Consider the following 20,233-nt stretch of genomic DNA (forward strand, 5'->3'; position numbering starts at 1 on the left):
GCCTCACTCTAGCCGCGGCTAGAACTGCTTCACCTGATTCAACTCATAAGCGTTCTTCTTCTCCGATCCGGATTCCCACGGCTGCTTGCCGATATGATGAACGTTGATTGAATCCAGGAATGCGGTCCGGAAACCCATAGCCGTAAAGCGGTCTGCGAATTCCTTCTCGAAATGGCCACCGCCTTCGTCATAGCGGCCGATCGACCGGATCTTGTCCACGAGACTCAGCGAAGGATGCAGGGAATAGTTTGGCCACCAGGCATTGGTCCGCGATCCCGGCGGCATCGCCTTGAGGTAGGCGTCGAAAGACTCCGGCGGCACGTACTCATGCATCACGTACCGGCTTCCATCCTGCGAAATCGTCCTCGATTCACCGCCGGTGAGGGTGATATGTGCCGGTATCAGACCGTAATTCCGATTGAACAGCACCTGGGCGATGGCTGGATCATCGTGCAGGATAGCGAGCATCCGGGCGAAAAAACGGTCCTTCACCACGAACTGCCAGTCGTCTTCGAGAGCAAGCCAGTAAGGCGTATCGATGCGGTCCAGCAGCATGTTCATGCTTCTGGCGTGGCCCTTCTCCGATGCATCCTTCAGAACAAACTCGAAGAACGGGTAGAGTCGAGCCATCTCGGCGCGGTCTGCCTCGCTGGACCCATCGTCAATACAAATCCAGCGACGAATCCGGTCCACATCCTCACAGCAGTTCAGGAACGAGTTGACGGTCACCTTGAACAAGTCGAGACGACGGCAACTGGTAATGGTGAAGGTTACATCGCCGTCCTGTTCGGTCCGGCTCGCCAGCGCATGCACGATGTGCTCGGGGTAGGCGCCGGTTCCTTGCGGTACATGGGGCGCGGAGTATTCGCGGTTCTTCTCGATTCGGACCCTGTCCGTCTCCGTCAGGTCGGATCGCCGCAGGATGTCGGAACAGAGATCGTAACTCTCCTGATATCTGCCTTCGTAAAAAGCGCAAATCGAGACCTCGTCTGCCAGACGCCAGTTGAAGGTCTCGACCTCGACGAACAGGCGATCGCTCGTCCGGCATCCGGTCTCCAAGGCTCGTCGCCCAAAAAGATAACCCAGGCCGAAATCGCTACATGCTCTGTAATAACAGCAGATTCGATACAGCGGCTCAATCCGGTGCTTTCGAAACGACCATGCCTTGAGATACGCGTCCAGGGCCTCGGGCCATCGCTTCATGGACTCCAGCAGCACACCGCACTGGTACAGACTGAAAAAGACCTCTTCGTCCCATCCACCCATCGCCGCACGATGCCGATAGGCCTCGAGTGCCTTCTTCGGCTCCTTCGCATCGCGCCAGCTCTGTGCAAGATAGAAGGCATAGCGGGTGTTACCGGGTTCCTTCTTCAAGGCTGCAGCCAGAATGGCGGCATCCTTGCGGTAAGTAAGCGGGTCGCGGCTCCGAGCGCCTTCATGGCGCCGGTCTACCCACGGCCCCTGCAATTCCGACGATACGGATTCCGGGGTCGAGACCAGGTACTCGTGGAGCACGCCAACCCAGCGCCAGGCCAGCCTGTCGGCCACCAGCAGACGCAAGCGGTATTCCGTGTTGGCGCTCCTGATCAGCAGATCATAGGCGTCGACGGTCAGCGCGGGCCAGTGCCACCCCTCCCGCGGCGCATGAAAAATGTTGTCCGCATCCATGATCAGGATGTAATCGGCCTTACCCCTGGCCAGTTCGATCGCCTCCGTCCGATTGTGGCCAAAATCGACCCACTTACGGTGATGCAACTCGCCGGGGATGCCCTTCAGCGTCGCCTGGATCTTTGCCGGCGTGTCGTCGGTGGAGCCGGTGTCGACGATCACCCAGTAATCAATGTGATCCTTCACCGATGCGAGACAGCGGTCGATCACCGCGGACTCGTTCCGGACGATCATGTTCAGACAGATCGCGGGTTTCAACTCAATACTTCCTGCTCGTGATCAGTACGCTCCAACATCATGACGACGTACGGCAGACAAGTGCCATGCGCAAATCCTGTGCACCCAATTTACCGGTCTACCAGACACCGAGAGACCGAACTCTAGCAGCCGGTTGCCAGAAGGCCGCAATCCACCCACGCTGGATGGATAACGGCCGTCCGTATCGAGCACAATTACTGGAGCTGCAAAATCGTAAATCGGGCCCCTTGACCCGGGGGACCAGAAAGCGTAATCGCTACGGCACTGTTGTTTCGCAACGTGAGCACGTCCCCAGCATTAAGATTCATCATCGCCGTGTTGTTGAGTACATCGGTACCAGTCAACAGATCGATGCTCGTACTTGGGTCAACAGTACCATTCACGGCAACTGCAATTGCCGCGCCGATTCCGGCTGTATAGCTCACACCGTAATCGACCTTGTAGGTCGCGGTAGCCGCGACAGTTAGCGTTGTAGTCGCAGCGGTATGGGTTACTCCAGACAAGGGGCCGTTGTTCGAAAACGCTACATCGGCACCACCAACAACGATATCCGAGCCAATTTGGTATACATAACCAAAGGTTCCTCCCATACCTGCAGGCCCGGTGGGACCTGTCGGCCCGGTATCGCCCGTGGGCCCGGTATCGCCCGTGGGCCCGGTATCACCCGTCGGTCCCGTAGGACCGGTGGGTCCCGCAGACCCCACCGGTCCCTGAATACCCTGTGTTCCCTGAATACCTTGAGGTCCCGTGGGTCCGGTTGGCCCCGTAGGCCCGGTCGGTCCGGTCGGCCCCACGCCCACACCACCGGCACAAGGCCCCAATACGCCACTGGCATCGAAACAGGTCAGATTGTTATTGGCCGTTGCGGTGGGCAAACCGGGAATGCTGACCACCCCCCCTTCACTGACGCGGAAGCGGTCCGACGAATCGGCATTGTTACGCACCGAGAAGCCGTCGCCGGAAGGAGGAACAACAGTGACATCGGCCGCATTCACCGCGCCAACCTGAGACAGGAAGCCGAGAATCAGTGCGGAACACAGGCGGGAAGGGCAACGGGAAAAAGTCATCGTGGAAAACTCCGTTCAATCTGTCTGTTTGGTATGCGCTATTGCAGTGCTGGTATCAGATCGCCACGCGTCGGCGAATCAAGGGTACGACCGCCATGAGCATGGCCAGAATCGCCAGCGCCCATGCGTTCAGCGTGGGAATCGCCGTGGTGCTTGCGGGCGCTCCGATAAAGACGTTTCCGCTGACATTCGCGTTCGATCGAACCACGGTCGCACCCGGGCCGAGCAGGATGGTCGCGGGCGAACCCGAAGAGGACACGACGGAAATCGGCTGCCCGACCGTCCCCTGCAACGTCAGCGTGCCGTTCACGGTAATGCTGCTACCGGAAGGAATCACATAGGTATGACCCGACGTACTGGACAGGGTCAGGTTGTTGAACACTGTCGAACCGGTCAGCGCACTGCTGCCCGACGCACAACCATCGGTCAACACGACCGTCCCGCTGCCGGGGACGAACGTACCGAGGTTATTCCAGTCACCGCTCAGGGTAATTGAACCACTCCCGCCATTGAGCACGCCCGTAGCGTCGATTCCCACGGTCAGACCCTGCGTCACCGATCCGCTATTGACGTTCATCGCGCCCTGCACAAGCAGATCCGTACAGGCGAGATTCATACTCCCACCCGGCGGAACGCTCACGCTTCCCCCCACGGGCACGGTCACCTGCGCAAAAGCCTGCATGGAGAAAGCAAAGAGCAATGACGCCCCGATTTTGAGAAGCGGACGAACGGTCATCAATTACCTCTGGTCGAATCGATCATATGCGCCAAGCACAACCCCGTGTTTTCCCGGACAACCGCAAATGATTTACTGATGAATTTACTTATTTCGATTAGTAACATGGCCCGACCAATATTGTCACCAATTATTTCTTCGGCGCAGCAGGCTCCTGGAGCAGACATCTTGCGTACGGTGCGCGCAGGTCAATGCCCCGACACTCGTGCGCCTTACAAACCGGTATGCTTGACGGTAAAAACCAACTGGAGACCCCGATGAGCAAGCTTCGCCCCGAAATCACACTCGATCTTCTCAAACAACGCGGCAGTGAATACCTTCCAGGTTATCTCGGCATCGAAATCCTGAGCATCGACCAGGGGGTGCTGACGAGCCGGATGCCGGTGAAGCAGCTCCACTTCGCGCCGAACAGGTTTCTCCATGCAGCCAGCATCGTCGCGCTGGCGGATACCACCTGCGGCTACGGCACGATCGCACACCTGCCCGAGGGCGCCGAATCCTTCACCACCATCGAACTGAAAAGCAACCATCTGGGTACCGTACGCGACGGCAGCATCGCCTGCGTCGCCACGGCACAGCACCTCGGGCGCAGCACGCAGGTGTGGGACGCCATCGTCACCGACGAGGCCAGCGGCCGCAAGCTTGCGTTGTTCCGCTGCTCGCAGATGATCCTGTGGCCGAAGGGCTGAACGCGGCCCATACTGACATGCTGGACAAGGAAATCGAGCTTCGGGAGCCTGTCATGAAACACCACCTATTCGGCCGACATGCGGCTGTGCTTGCACTGGCAGCGGCAATGCTGGCGTTCTCACCCGCCCATGCACAGAACAGGGAGCCGGTCAGCGGTGACCGCGCCACCGACATGGCCGTCGATCTGGTCGTGGTGCGGCCGCTCGGCATCGTTGCGACGGTGATCGGTACCGCGGGTTTCATCCTCGCACTGCCGTTCACATTGCCCACGGGCAGCACCGGCGATACCGCACACGAATGGATCGGCGCACCGCTGGAGTACACCTTCAACCGTCCGCTGGGCAACTTCGACACCTGCGGCGCGGATCGCCACCCCTGCGGCAAACGCTGACGGGGAGAGACCAGGGCAACTGCGCCTCGCGCAAGCGCCCCCTCCGCCGGCACGCGACCATCGCCCTCGGCCATCACCAAAAGTGCCACCATGCAATTGCCGCCGCTCCAGTCGATTATCGCGTTCGAGGCTGCCGCGCAAAGTGGCAGCTTTCTGGCCGCTGCCGACAGACTGAACCTGACCCCCTCTGCCGTCAGCCACCGGATCAAGGCGCTGGAAACCTGGCTGGGGGTGAAGCTGTTCGCGCGCCACCATCGTCAGGTCACGCTGACCGCCGAAGGTCTGGACTATCTGGCCGAGGTGCAGCACGCGCTGGGTCGAATCGAGGCGGCCAGTGCCCGCCTGCGCGGCGCCAGCAAGCACGAGTTGCGGCTGTCGGTGGCACCCGCATTGGGGGCAAAGTGGTTTGTCAGTCGGCTTGCGGAATACCGCGACCAGCATCCGGAGATCAGCTTCGTGCTGTCCACCGCATCGACCCTGGCCCCGGTGGCTGCCGGCAGGGCCGATCTTGGCGTGTGTTACGGCGAACCGCCGTGGGCAGGTCTGGAAGCTTACGAACTGCGGCGCGAAACCGTGTTTCCGGTGTGTAGCCCGGCGCTTGCCGCGCACCTCGGTACGCCGGCCGATCCGGCCCGGCTCGCCACCTTGCCGTTGTTGCGCCACCCGCTGCTCGAGTGGAAATCGTGGTTTGCCGCCGCCGGCATCGACTACGCCGAACCCGTCGAGGGCATGTTGTTCGAGGATGCGATGATGATGCTCGAAGCGGCCGCAGCGGGCGTCGGCGTGGCGCTGACCGTCGGCCTGCTTGCGCGCAGCTATCTGGCCGACGGCAGTCTGGTCAGGCCATTTTCACCGCATGCCGAAGGCAAGGGCTTCTATGCCGTGCTGCGCCCGGAAGCCTACGAACAGCATTGGGTGCGACATTTCGTGCGCTGGCTGCAGGGTCGCGCGCGCAGCGAAACACCGGATTGAACCCCAGCACTTCGAGTGAACTTCGTTCACTCGAAGTGCCCGCGTTTTCGTTTGAGGCGCCGCGCCGCCCGCGGCAATCTGCGCATACCCGCCTCACTCGATCACCACACGGCCACGCACCCATCCGTGTCATGCCGCCGAAACCGACAGCCGTTTCTCCACGTGGATCGAACACACCGCCATCACCGGTGTGCAGCTGCGCTCCCCGCCCATTCGGCGCGGAGCGCTCTTATCTTCGATCACACAAGGAGCACGACATGAGCATGGAAGACCGCGACGGCTGGATCTGGATGGACGGGCACTGGCGGCCCTGGCGCGATGCGAAGGTGCATGCGATGACCCACACCCTGCACTACGGCCTGGGCTGCTTCGAGGGCATCCGCGCCTACGCCACCGCCGACGGCCCGGCCGTCTTTCGCCTCAACGACCATATCGAACGCCTTTTCGACTCTGCCCACATTCTCGGGCTGGAGATGCCCTTCGGTCGCGACGCCTTGCGCACCGCCTGCTGCGAGGCGATCAGCCGCAACGGCCTGACCAGCGCCTACATCCGTCCGCTGGTCTTCCTTGGCGCCGAGAAAGCGGGGATCGATCCCGCGGGCGCAGCAGTTCATGTGATGGTCGCGGCCTGGGTGATGAACGCCTATCTCGGCGACAAGGGCATGGAACGCGGCATCCGGGTGAAGGTGGCGAGCTTTGCGCGCCACCATGTGAATGTGCAGATGTGTCGTGCCAAATCGGTGTCGACCTATACCAACTCCATCCTTGCCTGCCGCGAAGCGCGTGCCGAAGGCTACGACGAGGCACTGCTGCTCGACACCGACGGCTTCGTCGCCGAAGGGCCGGGCGAGAACGTGTTCGTGGTGAAGCGCGGGGTGATCTGGGAGCCCGAGATCACCTCGGCACTGGATGGCATCACCCGCCGCACGATCCACGCGCTGGCGCAGGAGGCCGGCTACGAGATCCGCGCCCGCCGCATCACCCGCGACGAACTCTATGTGGCGGACGAGGTGTTCTTCACCGGCACCGCAGCCGAAGTCACCCCGGTGGTGGAGGTCGACCGCCGCCGTGTGGGCAGCGGTCAGCCAGGTCCGGTAACCCGCGAACTGCAACGACGCTTCTTTGCCGCCGTGCGCGGAGAAGACAGGGATCATGCCGAGTGGCTGACCCGGATCCGCTAAAAATGGCGTGCCGCCGGACTACTGCGTCCCCGTTCCGGCGGCACCTCCATGTAAACCAGGCAGGTATCAGGGCCAGAACTTTCCGCAGAAACCCAAGTAGCGATAGGGCAGACCCGGCACGGCCGGTTCTGTTCCCAAGGGCTCCAAGGTCACAGCCAAACGGGAAACGTTCGCCAACAGCGCCTCGGCCGTGCCATCCAGCGCAATACTGCCCTGACTGCCAGCGGGCAAGGGGCCGATCGCGACAGCTGCACTGCCATCGGCGGGCAAGCCCCAGAGATAGAAGACCTGGCCTTCAGGCGGCGTCTCAGGTTTGACGAACTTGAAGTCGGCACTGCGGCCATGACGCAAGCTGCTGACCAGCAGGCCGGCACCCCCTGCTTCGTTTGCCAGCACGCCAACATAGCTTGGCGGCAACTGGGTCTTGCCAGCAGCGCTCAATGCCGGCGACTGCGATCCGCCACGACCCAAGTCAGGGATAAGCTGGCCACCGACGAAACCAACCATTACACCGACCGCGGCCCAGCCAAGCGCAGGGCGCAGCAGCCGGTCGAACCAGCGTACCGCCCGTGCAGGTGCGGTCAATTCCAGACGTTGATCAATGGCCTTCCACACCGTCACGCTTGGAGTGACAGGTTCAAGCGTCAGCGCAAGCGGCGCCAGACGGATCTGGGCATCGTCCACCAGCGCCTGCAGGCCCACATCGTCTCGCAGCAAACGCTTGAAGCGGGAACGAACGAGCGGACTCAAGGAACCCAACGCATAGGCTGAAGCCAGCTGCCTGCGTAACTCGGGATTGTCATATCGCATGGATCAGGCTTCCATGCAGCGTTGCAGACGCTGAAGACTGCGCCGAATCCACGCCTTGACCGTTCCCACCGGCTGAGCCAGCCGCACAGCGAGATCGCGATGCGTCAGGCCGTCGAAGTAGGCCAGCATTATTGCTTGACGCGGCGCGGCTTCAAGTTGGTCGATGCAGTGGCTCAGGCGCTTGTCTTCGCACTGCTGAAGAAGAGATTCCTCAGGCGTCAGACCATCACTCGCCACATCCACCGTGCGCGTTTCACCGTCACCATCGGTCACTTCAAACGGTAAGTGGTTGGGGCGCGAGCGGCCAATATCCAGTGCCTTGTTGCGCACCAGCGTCGCGAGCCAGGCCATCGCTGGCGCGCGATGCGCTTGATAGCGGCCAGCGTGGTGCCAGAGCGCGACGAAGGCTTCCTGCAGTGCGTCTTCTGCAAGTGCGCGCTCGCCCCCGAGCAGACGCAACGCTATCGGATACAGGCGCGCGGCACTCGCGTCATAGACCGCACGCAACGCAACGCGATCGCCGAGCGCCACGCGCCCGATGAGGACTTCGAGCGCAATGCCCGAGTTCACTTCGCCGCAGCCCGCCCAAGCTGACGGCTGGCAACCGCCACCGGTTCGCGCGCCACCGCTTCAAGCATGGACTGCACATCGGAGAATTCACGAACCTTGTTCAGATCCTGGAAATCACCCCACCGCAAAGCAGCCGGAATATCGTTGTAAATCTCTCGCGGCGCCGCAAAACAAGCTACCGGTACGGTGCCGCTCTCACCCGGGATCAGCTTGAATCCCTGACGCCCAGGCAGCAGAAGGGGTTGCCCCGGCTCGATGCGCGGATCGCTGACGAAGCGGTTGGGAAAGATGCGCTGCAGCTTGCCGCCGGCCGTGCGCGCATAGCAGTACACATAGGCCGGTGCGCTACTGCTGACACTGAAGCCGAGCCCCTCACCGGCACCTTGTTCAACCGCATCCAACGCCAGGGCAATACGCGCGGCCGGCGCTTGCGCGGCGGGCAGCACATCACGCGCAGCAACCGCCGGCGGGTTGGGGAAGGGACCTTCGAGGAAAACCGTAAAGAAGGCCAGATCGACAGCAGGCGTATCGCCCATGCCCAGTGCGGCGCGATAGCTGCTTACCGCCTGACGCAGCGCTGGCGTCACGTTGCCATCGGCCGGACCATCATAAAAGCCGCGATTGCGCAGTTGGGTCTGGAAATAGGCCGTCAGCTCGCCGCCGCGCTCCATGCCGACGAACCAGTCCTCGATTTCTTCGCGCACCTCCGGATTACGCGCATCGGCGCCAAGGCACTGCCAGTAGGGCAACTTGAGCAGCCGGCCGAAGAGCTCGACGGACGACAATTCGACCATGTTGCGCAAGGCCTGGGCCGTGCCGTCGGTACGCTGGAAGGAGGTACTGAAATTGATGCCGATCTTGGAGAAAGTGGCCTGAGCATCGAGCGCATCGCCTTCCTTGACGATGGTCGTCAGGTTCTTTGACACGACCCCCGGAATGAGGGTCAGGCGTGTCGTGTCGGCCAGTGCCACATCGAGCCCAAGTACATTGAACTGGCGACTGGTTGAGGCACCGGCACCGAGCAGGTTGCCGAGCGACACACCTCCATCGGCCTGACGTTTGAGCACACCTTCGTCAAGCTGGCTGATCGACCCCCGCAGATTGAACTGGGGCACGACGGCGAAGGCGGTGCGCTTTTGCGCATTGGCCAGAAACGCCACGGCATTGTTCGCATCCTGCCCGAAAGCGCTGACCTCGATGGCACGGCTGCGGCGGGTCTGATCCGACAGCGCCGACATCATCATGTCGCGCGTACCGGCACTGACCTTGCGCGTGCTGTCGGAAAGATCCTCGAGCACCACGCTCACGTCTCGCACACCGTAGGAGATATACAGCTTGTCCATGCAGCGCAGGGCGTCGGAAAAATTGGTGACGTTCCGTTGCGGCAGTGTTTGCGGTGGCGCAACTGCGGCAAGCACATCATCCTTTTTAGGCGGAAGCGATGTACATGCGCTAAGTGCGAGAAGCGCAAGAAGCCAGATCGGTTTTTGGGTCATGGAATGAGCGCAGAAAAGGGATGATGGATCAGCGGCAGTTGTTACCCGCCTGAATGATATCGCCGGTAATGATCACCGTCGTCTCGCGCTTGGCCGACGTACCGATTTTCTTGTCGTCCTCAAACACGTTTCCGACTGCGATCGTGCACCCATTGTCAAAGGTCGTGAGCCCTCCCCCGCCACTTGAACCCGGTGACTCGCCATCAAGGCGGGCGCGTGCACGATCTGAAGCACGCGCTGCCTGCTCGCTCTTCGCGCGTGCAATACGGGCATTCACGTCGTCGGGAATGTCCGGTGTTCCGGCGAACACCGGCGTCACTACGAACATCATCGACAGACACATACGCCGGAGCATGGCCGCGGACGCCTTCCCGCGCCTATTGCGCACCTTCGACTCCACCCACCAGAACACGCTGGGCTCCACCACTGGAACCCTGTGCGGTCTGGCGAACATCGCCTGTCACCGTCACGTTGGTGGAGACATTGCCGCCATTGGCATTGCGCACACTGCCAAGATTGATGGACTGAACGCTATTGCCGACAGCCGTTGCCGACTGGCTCAGATCACCCGTCACTTCAGCCCGCGTGTTCACGACTGCTGCTGTATTCTCGGCACTGCCGATCGAGATGTTCTGCGACGTGTTGACCGAGTTGGTCGCATCTTGCGTAATGGCGCCGCTGCTGGCCGCTTCGGTAACTGCCTGCGTGCGAGAACCGTCCACGCTGCCCACCGACAATCGTTGCTGAACATTGCGATTACCGGACTGGCTCTGGCTGATCGCACCGGCAGTCGTCGCATTCGTCTGAATATTGCCTCGCGAATTCGTCGCACTGCCCACCTCAACCCGCTGACTGTTACCCTCAGACGGCGCCCCACCGCCGGCCGTCTGGGTAACCGACCCGAGCACGTTACCGTTGGTTCTGGCCTCGAGCGGCGAGCCACCACGCACACTTCCAACCTCGATCCGCTGCTCGACGATACTGTCGGCAGACTGCGTCACCGCACCGCTCACCGTACCGCGAGACAACACACTGCCAGCCGCATCCACGTTGTTCACTGCGCCAACACCGAGTGACTGAACACCCGCCCCTGTCGCACCCCTGACTTGTGTAACACCCCCGCTCACGCTACCGCGAGCATTGACGCTCGACGCCTGGCTGCCTGAAATGCTGCCGACTTCGACACTTTGCGCATTGGCCGAAGTGCCGCGGATACTCCCGCTACTGGACTGGATGACGCCTGCGCCGGTGATTTCACCACGGGTGGTGGCTGCACCCACGTCCGAGCCCACCAGACTTCCGGCACCCACTCGCTGATCCACCGCTGCAGCACCGGTCGCACTCTGCACCACATCAGCCGCAATACCGCCGTCGAGTGTCGCGCTGTTGGCACGCGTGCCACCTTCCACACCGGCCACCGACACAGACTGGGTCGCGGCACCCGGACCTGTCTGCGTCTGCTGAACATTACCTGTCAGCGAACCGCGCGTACTCAGATTGTTCACGCCATTGGCCGGCGTTCCGCCCCCCTGGCTTGCCGGGGCCGACCCCACGGCCGACCCGGAGGGCCTCTGCACAACGGGCAACTGCACCTTTTCGGTAGTAACCAGCGTGTTGGAAACACCATCCTTCACGGTTTGCGCAAAAAGCGGCGTGCACGCGAGACTCAACATGGCGATCAGCAGGGGGCGGGGGGTGCTTTTCATGATCAATTCTCCAGTTTCGGGGGCGCGGACGGGTACCGCTTGGAGATACTTCGTTCCGTATCCTAGTTTGGATGCACCCCGGGTGGAATTTATTTCTTCGACCACTCGAAAATCCGCCCCCAACGCCTCCGATCAGGGGTAGAGACCCCGCTCGGCACGGGCTTCGAGCACGCGGTGGCAGGCGATGATGAAGGCGGCAGTCCGCAGCGACACCTGCTTCTCGTCGGCAATCTGCCAGATCGCATTGAAGGCGCCGACCATGATGCGCTCGAGGCGATCATTGATTTCGTCCTCGGTCCAGAAGAAGCTGGAGAAGTCCTGCACCCACTCGAAGTAGGACACGGTCACGCCGCCGGCGTTGGCCAGAACGTCCGGCACCACGAGGATGCCTCGGTTGCGCAGGATGTCGTCCGCGGCCGGTGTGGTCGGGCCGTTTGCGCCTTCGACGACGATGCGGGTACGGATGCCTTCGGCACGCTGCGGCGTGATCTGGCCTTCCAGCGCCGCGGGCACGAGGAACTCGCACTCGAGCCGCCAGAACTCCTCGATATCGATCGCCGACGCACCGGCAAAGCCAGCAAGACCGCCCTTGGCGGCAACGTACTCGATCGCGGCAGGAATATCGATGCCCGCCTCGTTGACCAGCGTGGCCGAATGGTCGGCAATCGCGATCACGCGCGCGCCGGCATCATGGAACAGACGCGCGCCGATACCGCCGACGTTGCCGAAACCCTGCACCACGACGCGCGCACCTTCGAGCGGCAGGTTCAGATGTCGCGCCGCCTCGCGAGCGGTGATGAAAACGCCACGGCCAGTGGCTTCCCGGCGCCCCAGGCTGCCGCCGAGTGCAATCGGCTTGCCGGTCACGACACCGGTCGCAGTGCCGCCGCGGTTCATCGAGAAGGTGTCCATCATCACCGCCATGGTCATCTCGTTGGTGCCGACATCCGGCGCCGGAATGTCGCGGTCGGGGCCGATGATGATGCCGATCTCCGAGGTGAAGCGACGGGTGATGCGCTGCAGCTCGCCCTTGCTGACGCTCTTCGGATCCAGGCGGATGCCGCCCTTTGCGCCGCCAAAGGGCAGACCAACCGCGGCATTCTTGACCGTCATCCAGCCCGACAGCGCCATCACCTCGTTGAGCGTCACATCGGGGTGGAAGCGGATGCCGCCCTTGCCCGGACCGCGCGACAGGTTGTGCTGCACGCGGTAGCCCTCGTAGTGCGCAATCGTGCCGTCGTCGCGCTCGATCGGCACGTCGACGATCAGGGTGCGCTTGGGGTGCTTGAGGGTTTCGATCCAGCGTTCGAGATCACCCAGGTAGGGGCGGACACGCTCGATCTGCTCGACGAAGCTCGCCCATGGTTCGGGCGCAGCCGGATTGAGGTAGGACAGGCCGCCGATGCGGGCGTTGGCTTTTTCCGAGCCGGGCAATGCTGACATATACGTGGTCCTCGAGGGGTAAGGAGCACGCATTGTGCGCAAGGCACTTGGCGCGAAGAATGCCGTTGCTTCATGCTGTCATGCGATTCATGCATAACCATGCCATGCGGGCACAAGCCTGGGTGATCCCCGAAATCAGGCGCCGGACGCAGGTGCGGCCGTGGTCGTCGTCAGGTGTTGCCACAGGCGTTCGAGTTCCGGCCGCATATTGCTGCGGTCCCGATACAGGCGAACCTCCATGTCCAGGCTCCATTCCGGGCCACCGGCACTCACCAGGTCGCCGCGCTTGAGTTCGCCGCTGACCGCGCTCGCCGGCAGAAACGCCAGCCCATGGCCCGCAAGCAACATAGCCTTGAGGCTCTCGGCCATGTCGGACTCATAGTGCAATGCCAGATGCACCGGCGTGGCGGCACGATCGAGAATGGTATCGACCATGCGTCGCAGATAGGTGTTCGGACCGTAGCGCAGGAAAGGAATCGGCGCATCCGGCGTGCCGGGCAACTGCCAGTGTCTGTCCTGCACCGCCGCCCGCGGAATGAAGGGGCGCACGCGCTCGATGCCCAGGGTCAGGCCTTCGAAGCGTGCCGGATCGAGCCATACCGGGTGCGATGCATGGTGATAGCACAACAGCAGGTCGCAGCCGCCTTCCACCAGCGTCATCACCACATCATGGACATTACCTGCCATCAAGCGTGTCGGCAGCTCGCCGAAGCTGTCCTTGAGGCGGCCCAGCCAACCCGGGAAAAAAGCGAACGCCAGTGTGTGCGGTACCGCGAACACCAGGGCATCGCCGGCAACGGTCTGGTAACCGCGCACCTGGGCCCGCGCCGCATGCAGGCGCTTGACGAGATCGGCCGCCGGCCCCTTGAACGCCTCGCCGGCCTCGGTGAGCCGGGTGGGATAGGTGCTGCGGTCGATCAGGGCCACACCAAGCCAGGCTTCGAGCGCCCGGATCCGGCGTGAAAAGGCCGGCTGGGTCACGTGGCGCTGCTCGGCCGAACGCGAAAAGCTGCCACTGGCGACGAGACTGAGGAAATCCTCAAGCCATTTGAGTTCCATGTCGGATTACCCGGGTTCCTTTGCACAGGCACATGAACAGACGCTGCGAGGCGTGATTCTAGAGACAGCCAAGCGCTATTTCAGCACCCCGATGCGGTACTTCGGCAGCAGCGAGTCGGCATAGGGCGAGTGCGGGCGCCCCTTGGTCTTGGTGAGGTAGGCCTCGGAGGCGTCCTTGCCGCACCACGGCGTGATCACGTCCGGATCGGACGGATGCTGTGGCAGATAGGTACTGAAATCGAAAACCTCCCTGCCGAGAATCATCCAGCAGTCGGTCGGACGGTCGTGACGCGCCACCTCTTCGGCCGACCACTGCGGTTCAGTGGTCTTCTGCACCACCCCGGCGCCGGCCTCGGGCGGCGTCAACACCGCGCTCGCCAACCAGAATCCGCACACCGCAAGCCCGAACACCAGCGTGGAAGCGATAAAGAGTTTGCGCATTATCGGAAGTCGAACCTTTCAAAGTGAATGGAGTCGGCCGGCACACCGTGTCGACCGAGCGCTTCACGAGCGGCATCGATCAGCGGCACCGGTCCGCATAGTTGCACATTCCGCTCGCGCAAGTCGGAAACCTTGCCGAACAAGGCGACGAAATCAGGCAGGCCCCCGCCGCAGACGTCATACAGTGCAAGCAGGGGATCGGCTTCGGCAATCGCCTTCAGCTCATCGACGTAAGCGGCATCCTGCGCGCTGCGGTAGAGGTAGATCAGGGCGACCGGATACGCACACCGGTCGCGTCGCAAGGCCGCCAGGAAGGGCGTGATGCCGATTCCGCCAGCAATCCACAATTGGGCGCCGGCCGACCACCCGGACAGAAAGGTGCCAAAAGGTCCCTGCAGGCGCACCAGTACCCCGCTTTCGAGCGCCTGTACATGCTGAGAACACGGGCCCAGAGCCTTGATGCCGACCGCCAGGCTGCCATCGGCGCCGACGGCGCTCACGGTAAAGGGATGAAACTCGCCGCACCCATGAAAGTTCGGACCATCGCCAAAAGCGGCAAAGACGAACTGGCCCGGTACCGGCTTCATCCGCGCGCCGCAGGGTTCCAGCACGGCTTCGATCATTCGCGCAGCGGGTCGGATCACACTGCGCACCCGATAGGCATGCGCCGCAATGCCCAGATCCACGCCGAACAGGCGCCAGCTCATGGCGAGCCCGGCCAGCAGCATGAACGGCCACAGCGCCCCGGGTTCGCCCAGCAGTGCCCATACATGCAACAGTCCGCAGAGCACGCCGATGCCGAGCAGGTAATGCAGTGCGCGCCAACGCCGATAGGGCAGGTCGACGCTGAAGGTTGCGCCCAACCCGACCATCAGCAACAGCAATGCGGCCCAGCCCAGCCACAGCGGCCAGCTCAGAAGCCACGGCGCCAGCGCCTGCCAGGCAAGCTGTGGCGACTGTGCCCAACCGTCTACCGCCAATGCCAATGGATGCAGCAATAGCAACGCATAAGCCACCGTGCCGCTGCGGTGATGCCAGCGATACTGAACATCGAGCCCGCCCAGCAGCGCGGCCAGCCGTGGCACGCGGACCATCAGCAACAGGCTGCCCACCAAAAGGCCGGTGCCAAGCCAGGCCGACACGATGGACACGCTTCGCCACAGAGGCAAACCGTGGGGCAGCGCCCACAGCACTCCACTCAGCCCCAGCATCAACGGCAGTGCCGGGGCAATGATCCGCTTGAGCGCGCCGGCCGCCGTGCTCATTTCAGCCGCCCCTCTGCGCGCAATTGATCGCACACCGACTGCCGTCGAGTGGCGAGCACCACCCCGGCACGTTCGGCGCGAGCGGCCAGTTTGGCATGATGCGCCGCCACGTAGGCCACGCATTCGCCATAGTCATCGAAGCCGCGCAATCGGCGCTGATGTTCGATGCGTTCATCGGGCGTCATCAACTGCCAGCCGACCACGTTGCCCTCCGCAGCCCGCCACGGCCCGGCGTTGGCCGGCGCGGCGTGCGTTGCGAACAGCATCAGCAGAAAGAGAACACGGATCATGGAATATTCCGTTGCGGGCAGCGGACGCCGCCGGTAGGGGTGGCATCGGGCTCACGATAGGCGCCGTGCGCGGCAAGTAACATGCTTCAGATCAAGGGATCGGTTCATCCCGTGTGAATTGTGGCAGACAACGGGGTCTCACCCGGGCACGAGCACGGCCGCCCCCTGAATCGCGCCCTGGCGAAGCGCCTCGAGCGCAAGATTGGCCTGAGCCAGCGGATAGGACTGCACATGCGTGCGAAGTGGCGATTCCGCCACGATCCGGAGAAAGCGCAGGCCGTCCTCACGCGTCAGGTTCGCCACTGAGCGCAGCACCCGCTCCCCCCACAGGATGTCATACGGAAAGGCGGGAATGGTGCTCATGTGGATGCCGGCGCAGACCACGATGCCGCCCTTTCTGACCTGGCGCAAGGCGGCCGGCACCAGTTCGCCGGCTGGCGCAAAAATCAGCGCGGCATCGAGCGGCACGGGACTGTCTTCATCACTCGCACCCGCCCAGGCCGCGCCGAGGCTGCGCGCAAATTGCTGGCCCTCGGCGTCGCCGCGCCGGGTGAAGGCATAAAAGGGCCGTTGCTGATGGCGTAGGATCTGGCACAGGATGTGAGCCGCGGCGCCGAAACCGTAGATGCCGACGCATCGCGCCTCGCCGGCCATGGCCAGCGCGCGGTAGCCGATCAGACCGGCGCACAGCAGCGGCGCCAGCTCGATGGCAGGCACGGCCTCCGGCAGCGCAAAACAATACCGGCAATCGGCCACGGTGTACTCCGCGTAACCGCCGTCGAGCGTGTAGCCGGTAAAGCGCGCCGCGTCGCACAGGTTCTCCTGCCCTGTCCGGCAATACATGCATTGGCCACAGGTCCATCCCAGCCAAGGCACGCCGATGCGCTGCCCGATCGCAAAACCCTGTACGCCCTCGCCCAGCGCCACCACCCGGCCGACGATCTCGTGCCCCGGAATGACCGGGAGGGCGGGATCCGGCAACTCGCCGTCGATCAGATGCAAATCGGTGCGGCATACACCGCATGCCTCCACCTGCAGCAGTATCTGTCCCGCTGCCGGCTGCGGCCGCTCACGCTCGACCAAACGCAATGCAGCGCGGGGGGACTCGAGAACCATGGCGCGCATGGGGTGCTCCAGTGCACAATCGGCATGAGAATGACACTACGCCGGGCAATGCCGGACGGCAAGACGTGGCTGCGTGGTTAGGGACGGAAAACAACGCGTCATCATCTCCACGCCGAACTGCGCTACGCTCGGAACGTATCTGACTGGCACCCATACAGGAGGCGCTCATGCCCCCCGAAATCCACGGCGATGCACCCTACTTCGCGCCGATGCGCTTCGACGAGCCGACTGCCGCCATGGCGCGGGTATGCGAAATCTACAATGCCGGAGTCGATCACCTGCGCAACGCGCTCAGACGCTTTGTCGCCGGCGACAGTGTCGGCCGCCATGTGCGGGCGTGCTATCCCTTCGTACGCGTGCGCACCGATACGGTGGCGCGCGCGGATTCGCGACTGTCCTACGGTTTCGTCGCCGGTCCGGGCATCTTCGAGACCACCTTGACGCGTCCGGGCCTGTTCGCCGACTACTACCCCGAGCAGTTCCGCCTGCTGCTGAAGAATCACGCCGTGTCGCTGGAAATAGGCAGCAGTACGCAACCCATTCCACTGCATTTTGCGATGAGCGGACAGGACCATATCGAAGGTCAGCTCGATGGCGCCCAGCGTCAGCGCCTGCGCGACATCTTCGACCTGCCCGATCTCAACGCAATGGATGACGGCATCGCCAACGGCACCTACGAGCCGCCACCGGGCGAGCCGCATCCACTGGCGCTGTTCACCGCACCGCGGGTGGACTACTCGCTGCAGCGACTGAGCCACTACACCGGCACCGCACCCGAGCATTTCCAGAACTTCGTCCTGTTTACCAACTACCAGTTCTACATCGACGAATTCATCAAGCTCGGCCATACGCTGATGAAGGAAGACACGGCCGACCACGGCTACAACGCCTTCGTCGAGCCGGGTAACGTGATCACCCGTCGTGCCAGCGAGGCGCCGCACCCCGGCGACGAGGCGGGCGTGCCGCCACCGCGGCTGCCGCAGATGCCGGCCTATCACCTCAAGCGCCGCGATCGTGCCGGCATCACGATGGTGAACATCGGTGTCGGCCCCGCCAACGCCAAGACCATCACCGACCATATCGCCGTGCTGCGGCCGCATGCGTGGATCATGCTCGGCCACTGCGCCGGCCTGCGCAACACCCAGGAACTGGGGGACTACGTGCTGGCACACGGCTATGTGCGCGAAGACCACGTGCTGGACGAAGAACTGCCACTATGGGTGCCGATTCCGCCATTGGCCGAGGTACAGCTCGCGCTCCAGGCCGCCGTGGCGGACGTGACCAAGTTGAGCGGTTACGAGCTCAAGCGCCTGATGCGAACCGGCACCGTGGCCAGCACCGACAACCGCAACTGGGAGCTGCTGCCATCGCACGGCAGCTACAGCAGCCCCGAGCGCCGCTTCAGCCAGAGTCGCGCCGTCGCGCTCGACATGGAATCGGCCACCATCGCCGCCAACGGCTTCCGCTTTCGCGTGCCCTACGGCACCCTGCTCTGCGTCAGTGACAAGCCACTGCATGGCGAAATAAAGCTGCCCGGCATGGCCAACCAGTTCTACCGCGAACGTGTCGACCAGCACCTGCGTATCGGCATTCGTGCCATCGAGCGACTGCGCGAACAGGGGGTGGACCGCTTGCACAGCCGTAAGCTGAGGAGCTTTACCGAGGTGGCGTTTCAGTAGCTTGCGCGTGTCCGGTATCGAGAGATGATCGGCGGAAAGCGCAAAAAAATGCCCGGCCGAAGCCGGGCAAAGAGGAAGGGACACCATCCCTTTTCAAATAATGTCGAATCCGGTCTGGTCGCTAACGTCCGGCTGCCTCGAGCTTGCCGAGCGTGACGTCATCGGCGGTCATGGGTTCGTTGACCTTCAGGTCGCCGACGAAGATGGTGGCCTTGCGTGCCTTCAGATCGACTTGTTCGCCCTGCAGCGGGCCGATCGCACGAAAGCCGTCCTTGCCGGTCACCACACTGTGGTGCCAGTTGAAGAACTTCCAGAAGTCCCCTTTCTTGTCATACATCTCCGCCTGATAGATTCGGGGAAACCGGGTGTCCATATAAACCACCTTCTTCCCGTAGGGATGCTCCTCGGGTGGCGTGCCTTCAATGATCCAGACTTCGCGAGGCTCCCACTCATCATGACTGTTGATATAGGGCGGCGTCTTGAAATCCACCTGGGGATAGGTCTCTTCGTTGCTCGTCTTGCCGTCCACAAGCGCCGGTTTTCCGTGAGCCACGGCGAGAATCCACCGTTTGCCCACGAGCTTCACCTGCCGATACCACGACGGCGGCGAGTCCCAGCCATCAATGTCATCGTTGAGCGATACCGTACCGCCAATCGGGTCCATCCACGCATTTCCCGACAGCCTGCGCACGCGTCGTACCGATTTCACGTACACCCAGCTGTCATCCACTCTCGCCGGATCCGAATAACGGATGGTGAAAGTACCGACACCGCGGATGTCGTGCGGGTAGTTTGCGTACAGCAGCGTCCGCGAATACTCGCTGCCATCGCCCGCCGTCGCTCCCTCGCCGGTCAAGCGTCCCACCATCATGTAGCGCTTGATCTGCCACTTCTGGATGCGGTCGAGGCCCTTGTCGAAGTCCATCATCAGGAAGTGAAGATCCTCGACGGGTTGATCGCCCATCATCGAGCCATAACGCATGTTCCAGATCAGCTTCTCGCCGCCATTTGGGTCATCTTCACGAACGTCCGGAAATGGCAAACCGGCCTTCCATCCCTTTACCGTGCGCGTTGCCGTATCAAAGGTGACCCCGCCCGAATGCGCCCGGGTCGCCTCTTCGAGCCGTCGATCGAGCGGTATCGGAGCCGATTTGCGCAACGTGATACTCAAACCATGTTCGCGGATCATCAACTCCATCTTGTCAGTCAGCATGCTGGCAATGGACTTGCCCTCGAAAGTGTCCGCCTTCGACTGGTCGAGATTGCTGGCGTTGATGACCGCACCGGCGGGCAGATCAGCTGCAAGTGCAGTGCCCGAGCAGAGCAGCGGCCACAACCCGATGCACAGACGTCTCAGGTTGATCGTCAAGTTTTTCATTGTCTCCT

General features: G+C 62.6%; 20 protein-coding genes. 5 read left to right on the forward strand and 15 right to left on the reverse strand.

Going from position 1 to position 20,233, the window contains the following annotated elements:
• Positions 1 to 18: 18 nt before the first annotated feature.
• The 3 genes from J5J83_RS15285 to J5J83_RS15295 all read right to left on the reverse strand — a co-directional run bounded on the left by J5J83_RS15285 (position 19) and on the right by J5J83_RS15295 (position 3,729).
• Entirely contained in the window at positions 19 to 1,902 is a 1,884-nt protein-coding gene (locus J5J83_RS15285) for a glycosyltransferase (protein ID WP_249116025.1), read from the reverse strand.
• A 218-nt stretch (positions 1,903 to 2,120) separates the two neighbouring features.
• Positions 2,121 to 2,993 carry a hypothetical protein gene (locus tag J5J83_RS23165; protein ID WP_212350581.1) on the reverse strand — a complete coding sequence of 291 codons (873 nt, stop codon included), beginning with the start codon at positions 2,991 to 2,993 and terminating at the stop codon, positions 2,121 to 2,123.
• Between the two features lie 55 nt (positions 2,994 to 3,048).
• Positions 3,049 to 3,729: an IPTL-CTERM sorting domain-containing protein gene (locus tag J5J83_RS15295; protein WP_212350583.1), complete on the reverse strand. Its 681-nt coding sequence runs from the start codon at positions 3,727 to 3,729 to the stop codon at positions 3,049 to 3,051.
• A 257-nt stretch (positions 3,730 to 3,986) separates the two neighbouring features.
• Here J5J83_RS15295 and J5J83_RS15300 point away from each other — a divergent pair, with 257 nt between their 5' ends.
• The 4 genes from J5J83_RS15300 (at position 3,987) to J5J83_RS15315 (ending at position 6,963) form a co-directional block, all read left to right on the forward strand.
• Positions 3,987 to 4,418 (forward strand): PaaI family thioesterase, encoded by a 432-nt coding sequence (locus J5J83_RS15300; protein WP_212350584.1) that lies wholly within the window; start codon positions 3,987 to 3,989, stop codon positions 4,416 to 4,418.
• Positions 4,419 to 4,471: 53 nt separating this feature from the next.
• Positions 4,472 to 4,810 (forward strand): hypothetical protein, encoded by a 339-nt coding sequence (locus tag J5J83_RS15305; RefSeq protein ID WP_212350586.1) that lies wholly within the window; start codon positions 4,472 to 4,474, stop codon positions 4,808 to 4,810.
• Positions 4,811 to 4,900: 90 nt separating this feature from the next.
• Positions 4,901 to 5,782: a LysR substrate-binding domain-containing protein gene (locus tag J5J83_RS15310; protein ID WP_212350588.1), complete on the forward strand. Its 882-nt coding sequence runs from the start codon at positions 4,901 to 4,903 to the stop codon at positions 5,780 to 5,782.
• Positions 5,783 to 6,039: 257 nt separating this feature from the next.
• Positions 6,040 to 6,963 carry a branched-chain amino acid transaminase gene (locus J5J83_RS15315; RefSeq protein ID WP_212350590.1) on the forward strand — a complete coding sequence of 308 codons (924 nt, stop codon included), beginning with the start codon at positions 6,040 to 6,042 and terminating at the stop codon, positions 6,961 to 6,963.
• Positions 6,964 to 7,029: 66 nt separating this feature from the next.
• Here the strand turns inward: J5J83_RS15315 and J5J83_RS15320 are convergent, their stop codons facing one another.
• The 11 genes from J5J83_RS15320 to J5J83_RS15370 all read right to left on the reverse strand — a co-directional run bounded on the left by J5J83_RS15320 (position 7,030) and on the right by J5J83_RS15370 (position 17,168).
• The gene (locus J5J83_RS15320) at positions 7,030 to 7,773 is read right to left on the reverse strand and encodes an anti-sigma factor (RefSeq protein WP_212350592.1); all 744 of its coding nucleotides are present in this window, start codon (positions 7,771 to 7,773) and stop codon (positions 7,030 to 7,032) included.
• A 3-nt stretch (positions 7,774 to 7,776) separates the two neighbouring features.
• Positions 7,777 to 8,343, reverse strand: a complete 567-nt coding sequence (locus J5J83_RS15325) for a sigma-70 family RNA polymerase sigma factor (protein WP_212350594.1) — start codon at positions 8,341 to 8,343, stop codon at positions 7,777 to 7,779.
• Entirely contained in the window at positions 8,340 to 9,839 is a 1,500-nt protein-coding gene (locus tag J5J83_RS15330) for a DUF4384 domain-containing protein (RefSeq protein WP_212350596.1), read from the reverse strand. Before J5J83_RS15330 ends, J5J83_RS15325 begins: the two co-directional genes overlap by 4 nt.
• A 28-nt stretch (positions 9,840 to 9,867) precedes the next feature.
• On the reverse strand, positions 9,868 to 10,194 hold the full coding sequence (locus tag J5J83_RS15335) for a hypothetical protein (protein ID WP_212350598.1): 327 nt from the start codon (positions 10,192 to 10,194) through the stop codon (positions 9,868 to 9,870).
• A 22-nt stretch (positions 10,195 to 10,216) separates the two neighbouring features.
• Positions 10,217 to 11,545, reverse strand: coding sequence for a hypothetical protein (locus J5J83_RS15340; protein WP_212350599.1), 1,329 nt, complete (start codon positions 11,543 to 11,545; stop codon positions 10,217 to 10,219).
• Positions 11,546 to 11,677: 132 nt separating this feature from the next.
• Positions 11,678 to 12,988, reverse strand: a complete 1,311-nt coding sequence (locus J5J83_RS15345; RefSeq protein WP_212350601.1) for a Glu/Leu/Phe/Val dehydrogenase — start codon at positions 12,986 to 12,988, stop codon at positions 11,678 to 11,680.
• A gap of 135 nt (positions 12,989 to 13,123) precedes the next feature.
• Positions 13,124 to 14,047, reverse strand: coding sequence for a LysR substrate-binding domain-containing protein (locus tag J5J83_RS15350; protein WP_212350603.1), 924 nt, complete (start codon positions 14,045 to 14,047; stop codon positions 13,124 to 13,126).
• A 75-nt stretch (positions 14,048 to 14,122) separates the two neighbouring features.
• The gene (locus J5J83_RS15355; protein WP_212350606.1) at positions 14,123 to 14,488 is read right to left on the reverse strand and encodes a cytochrome b5-like heme/steroid binding domain-containing protein; all 366 of its coding nucleotides are present in this window, start codon (positions 14,486 to 14,488) and stop codon (positions 14,123 to 14,125) included.
• Positions 14,488 to 15,753, reverse strand: coding sequence for a ferric reductase-like transmembrane domain-containing protein (locus J5J83_RS15360; RefSeq protein ID WP_212350608.1), 1,266 nt, complete (start codon positions 15,751 to 15,753; stop codon positions 14,488 to 14,490). The genes J5J83_RS15355 and J5J83_RS15360 overlap by 1 nt, the downstream gene beginning before the upstream one ends.
• Positions 15,750 to 16,043, reverse strand: a complete 294-nt coding sequence (locus J5J83_RS15365; protein ID WP_212350610.1) for a hypothetical protein — start codon at positions 16,041 to 16,043, stop codon at positions 15,750 to 15,752. Before J5J83_RS15365 ends, J5J83_RS15360 begins: the two co-directional genes overlap by 4 nt.
• A 138-nt stretch (positions 16,044 to 16,181) precedes the next feature.
• Positions 16,182 to 17,168 (reverse strand): zinc-dependent alcohol dehydrogenase family protein, encoded by a 987-nt coding sequence (locus J5J83_RS15370; protein WP_212350611.1) that lies wholly within the window; start codon positions 17,166 to 17,168, stop codon positions 16,182 to 16,184.
• 167 nt (positions 17,169 to 17,335) lie between these two features.
• Here J5J83_RS15370 and J5J83_RS15375 point away from each other — a divergent pair, with 167 nt between their 5' ends.
• Positions 17,336 to 18,847, forward strand: coding sequence for an AMP nucleosidase (locus J5J83_RS15375; protein WP_249115742.1), 1,512 nt, complete (start codon positions 17,336 to 17,338; stop codon positions 18,845 to 18,847).
• A gap of 121 nt (positions 18,848 to 18,968) precedes the next feature.
• Here the strand turns inward: J5J83_RS15375 and J5J83_RS15380 are convergent, their stop codons facing one another.
• Positions 18,969 to 20,225, reverse strand: coding sequence for a DUF1329 domain-containing protein (locus tag J5J83_RS15380; RefSeq protein ID WP_212350613.1), 1,257 nt, complete (start codon positions 20,223 to 20,225; stop codon positions 18,969 to 18,971).
• Between the last annotated feature and the right edge of the window lie 8 nt (positions 20,226 to 20,233).

Source organism: Azoarcus sp. L1K30, from assembly GCF_018122735.1.
Classification (GTDB): Bacteria; Pseudomonadota; Gammaproteobacteria; order Burkholderiales; family Rhodocyclaceae; genus Parazoarcus.

Excerpts from the sequence above, each read along its gene's own strand:
- J5J83_RS15285 (WP_249116025.1), bottom strand. The coding sequence starts at position 1,902 with ATGATCGTCCGGAACGAGTCCGCGGTGATCGACCGCTGTCTCGCATCG.
- J5J83_RS23165 (WP_212350581.1), bottom strand. The coding sequence starts at position 2,993 with ATGACTTTTTCCCGTTGCCCTTCCCGCCTGTGTTCCGCACTGATTCTC.
- J5J83_RS15295 (WP_212350583.1), bottom strand. The coding sequence starts at position 3,729 with ATGACCGTTCGTCCGCTTCTCAAAATCGGGGCGTCATTGCTCTTTGCT.
- J5J83_RS15300 (WP_212350584.1), top strand. The coding sequence starts at position 3,987 with ATGAGCAAGCTTCGCCCCGAAATCACACTCGATCTTCTCAAACAACGC.
- J5J83_RS15305 (WP_212350586.1), top strand. The coding sequence starts at position 4,472 with ATGAAACACCACCTATTCGGCCGACATGCGGCTGTGCTTGCACTGGCA.
- J5J83_RS15310 (WP_212350588.1), top strand. The coding sequence starts at position 4,901 with ATGCAATTGCCGCCGCTCCAGTCGATTATCGCGTTCGAGGCTGCCGCG.
- J5J83_RS15315 (WP_212350590.1), top strand. The coding sequence starts at position 6,040 with ATGAGCATGGAAGACCGCGACGGCTGGATCTGGATGGACGGGCACTGG.
- J5J83_RS15320 (WP_212350592.1), bottom strand. The coding sequence starts at position 7,773 with ATGCGATATGACAATCCCGAGTTACGCAGGCAGCTGGCTTCAGCCTAT.
- J5J83_RS15330 (WP_212350596.1), bottom strand. The coding sequence starts at position 9,839 with ATGACCCAAAAACCGATCTGGCTTCTTGCGCTTCTCGCACTTAGCGCA.
- J5J83_RS15335 (WP_212350598.1), bottom strand. The coding sequence starts at position 10,194 with ATGCTCCGGCGTATGTGTCTGTCGATGATGTTCGTAGTGACGCCGGTG.
- J5J83_RS15340 (WP_212350599.1), bottom strand. The coding sequence starts at position 11,545 with ATGAAAAGCACCCCCCGCCCCCTGCTGATCGCCATGTTGAGTCTCGCG.
- J5J83_RS15345 (WP_212350601.1), bottom strand. The coding sequence starts at position 12,988 with ATGTCAGCATTGCCCGGCTCGGAAAAAGCCAACGCCCGCATCGGCGGC.
- J5J83_RS15350 (WP_212350603.1), bottom strand. The coding sequence starts at position 14,047 with ATGGAACTCAAATGGCTTGAGGATTTCCTCAGTCTCGTCGCCAGTGGC.
- J5J83_RS15355 (WP_212350606.1), bottom strand. The coding sequence starts at position 14,488 with ATGCGCAAACTCTTTATCGCTTCCACGCTGGTGTTCGGGCTTGCGGTG.
- J5J83_RS15360 (WP_212350608.1), bottom strand. The coding sequence starts at position 15,753 with ATGAGCACGGCGGCCGGCGCGCTCAAGCGGATCATTGCCCCGGCACTG.
- J5J83_RS15365 (WP_212350610.1), bottom strand. The coding sequence starts at position 16,043 with ATGATCCGTGTTCTCTTTCTGCTGATGCTGTTCGCAACGCACGCCGCG.
- J5J83_RS15370 (WP_212350611.1), bottom strand. The coding sequence starts at position 17,168 with ATGCGCGCCATGGTTCTCGAGTCCCCCCGCGCTGCATTGCGTTTGGTC.
- J5J83_RS15375 (WP_249115742.1), top strand. The coding sequence starts at position 17,336 with ATGCCCCCCGAAATCCACGGCGATGCACCCTACTTCGCGCCGATGCGC.
- J5J83_RS15380 (WP_212350613.1), bottom strand. The coding sequence starts at position 20,225 with ATGAAAAACTTGACGATCAACCTGAGACGTCTGTGCATCGGGTTGTGG.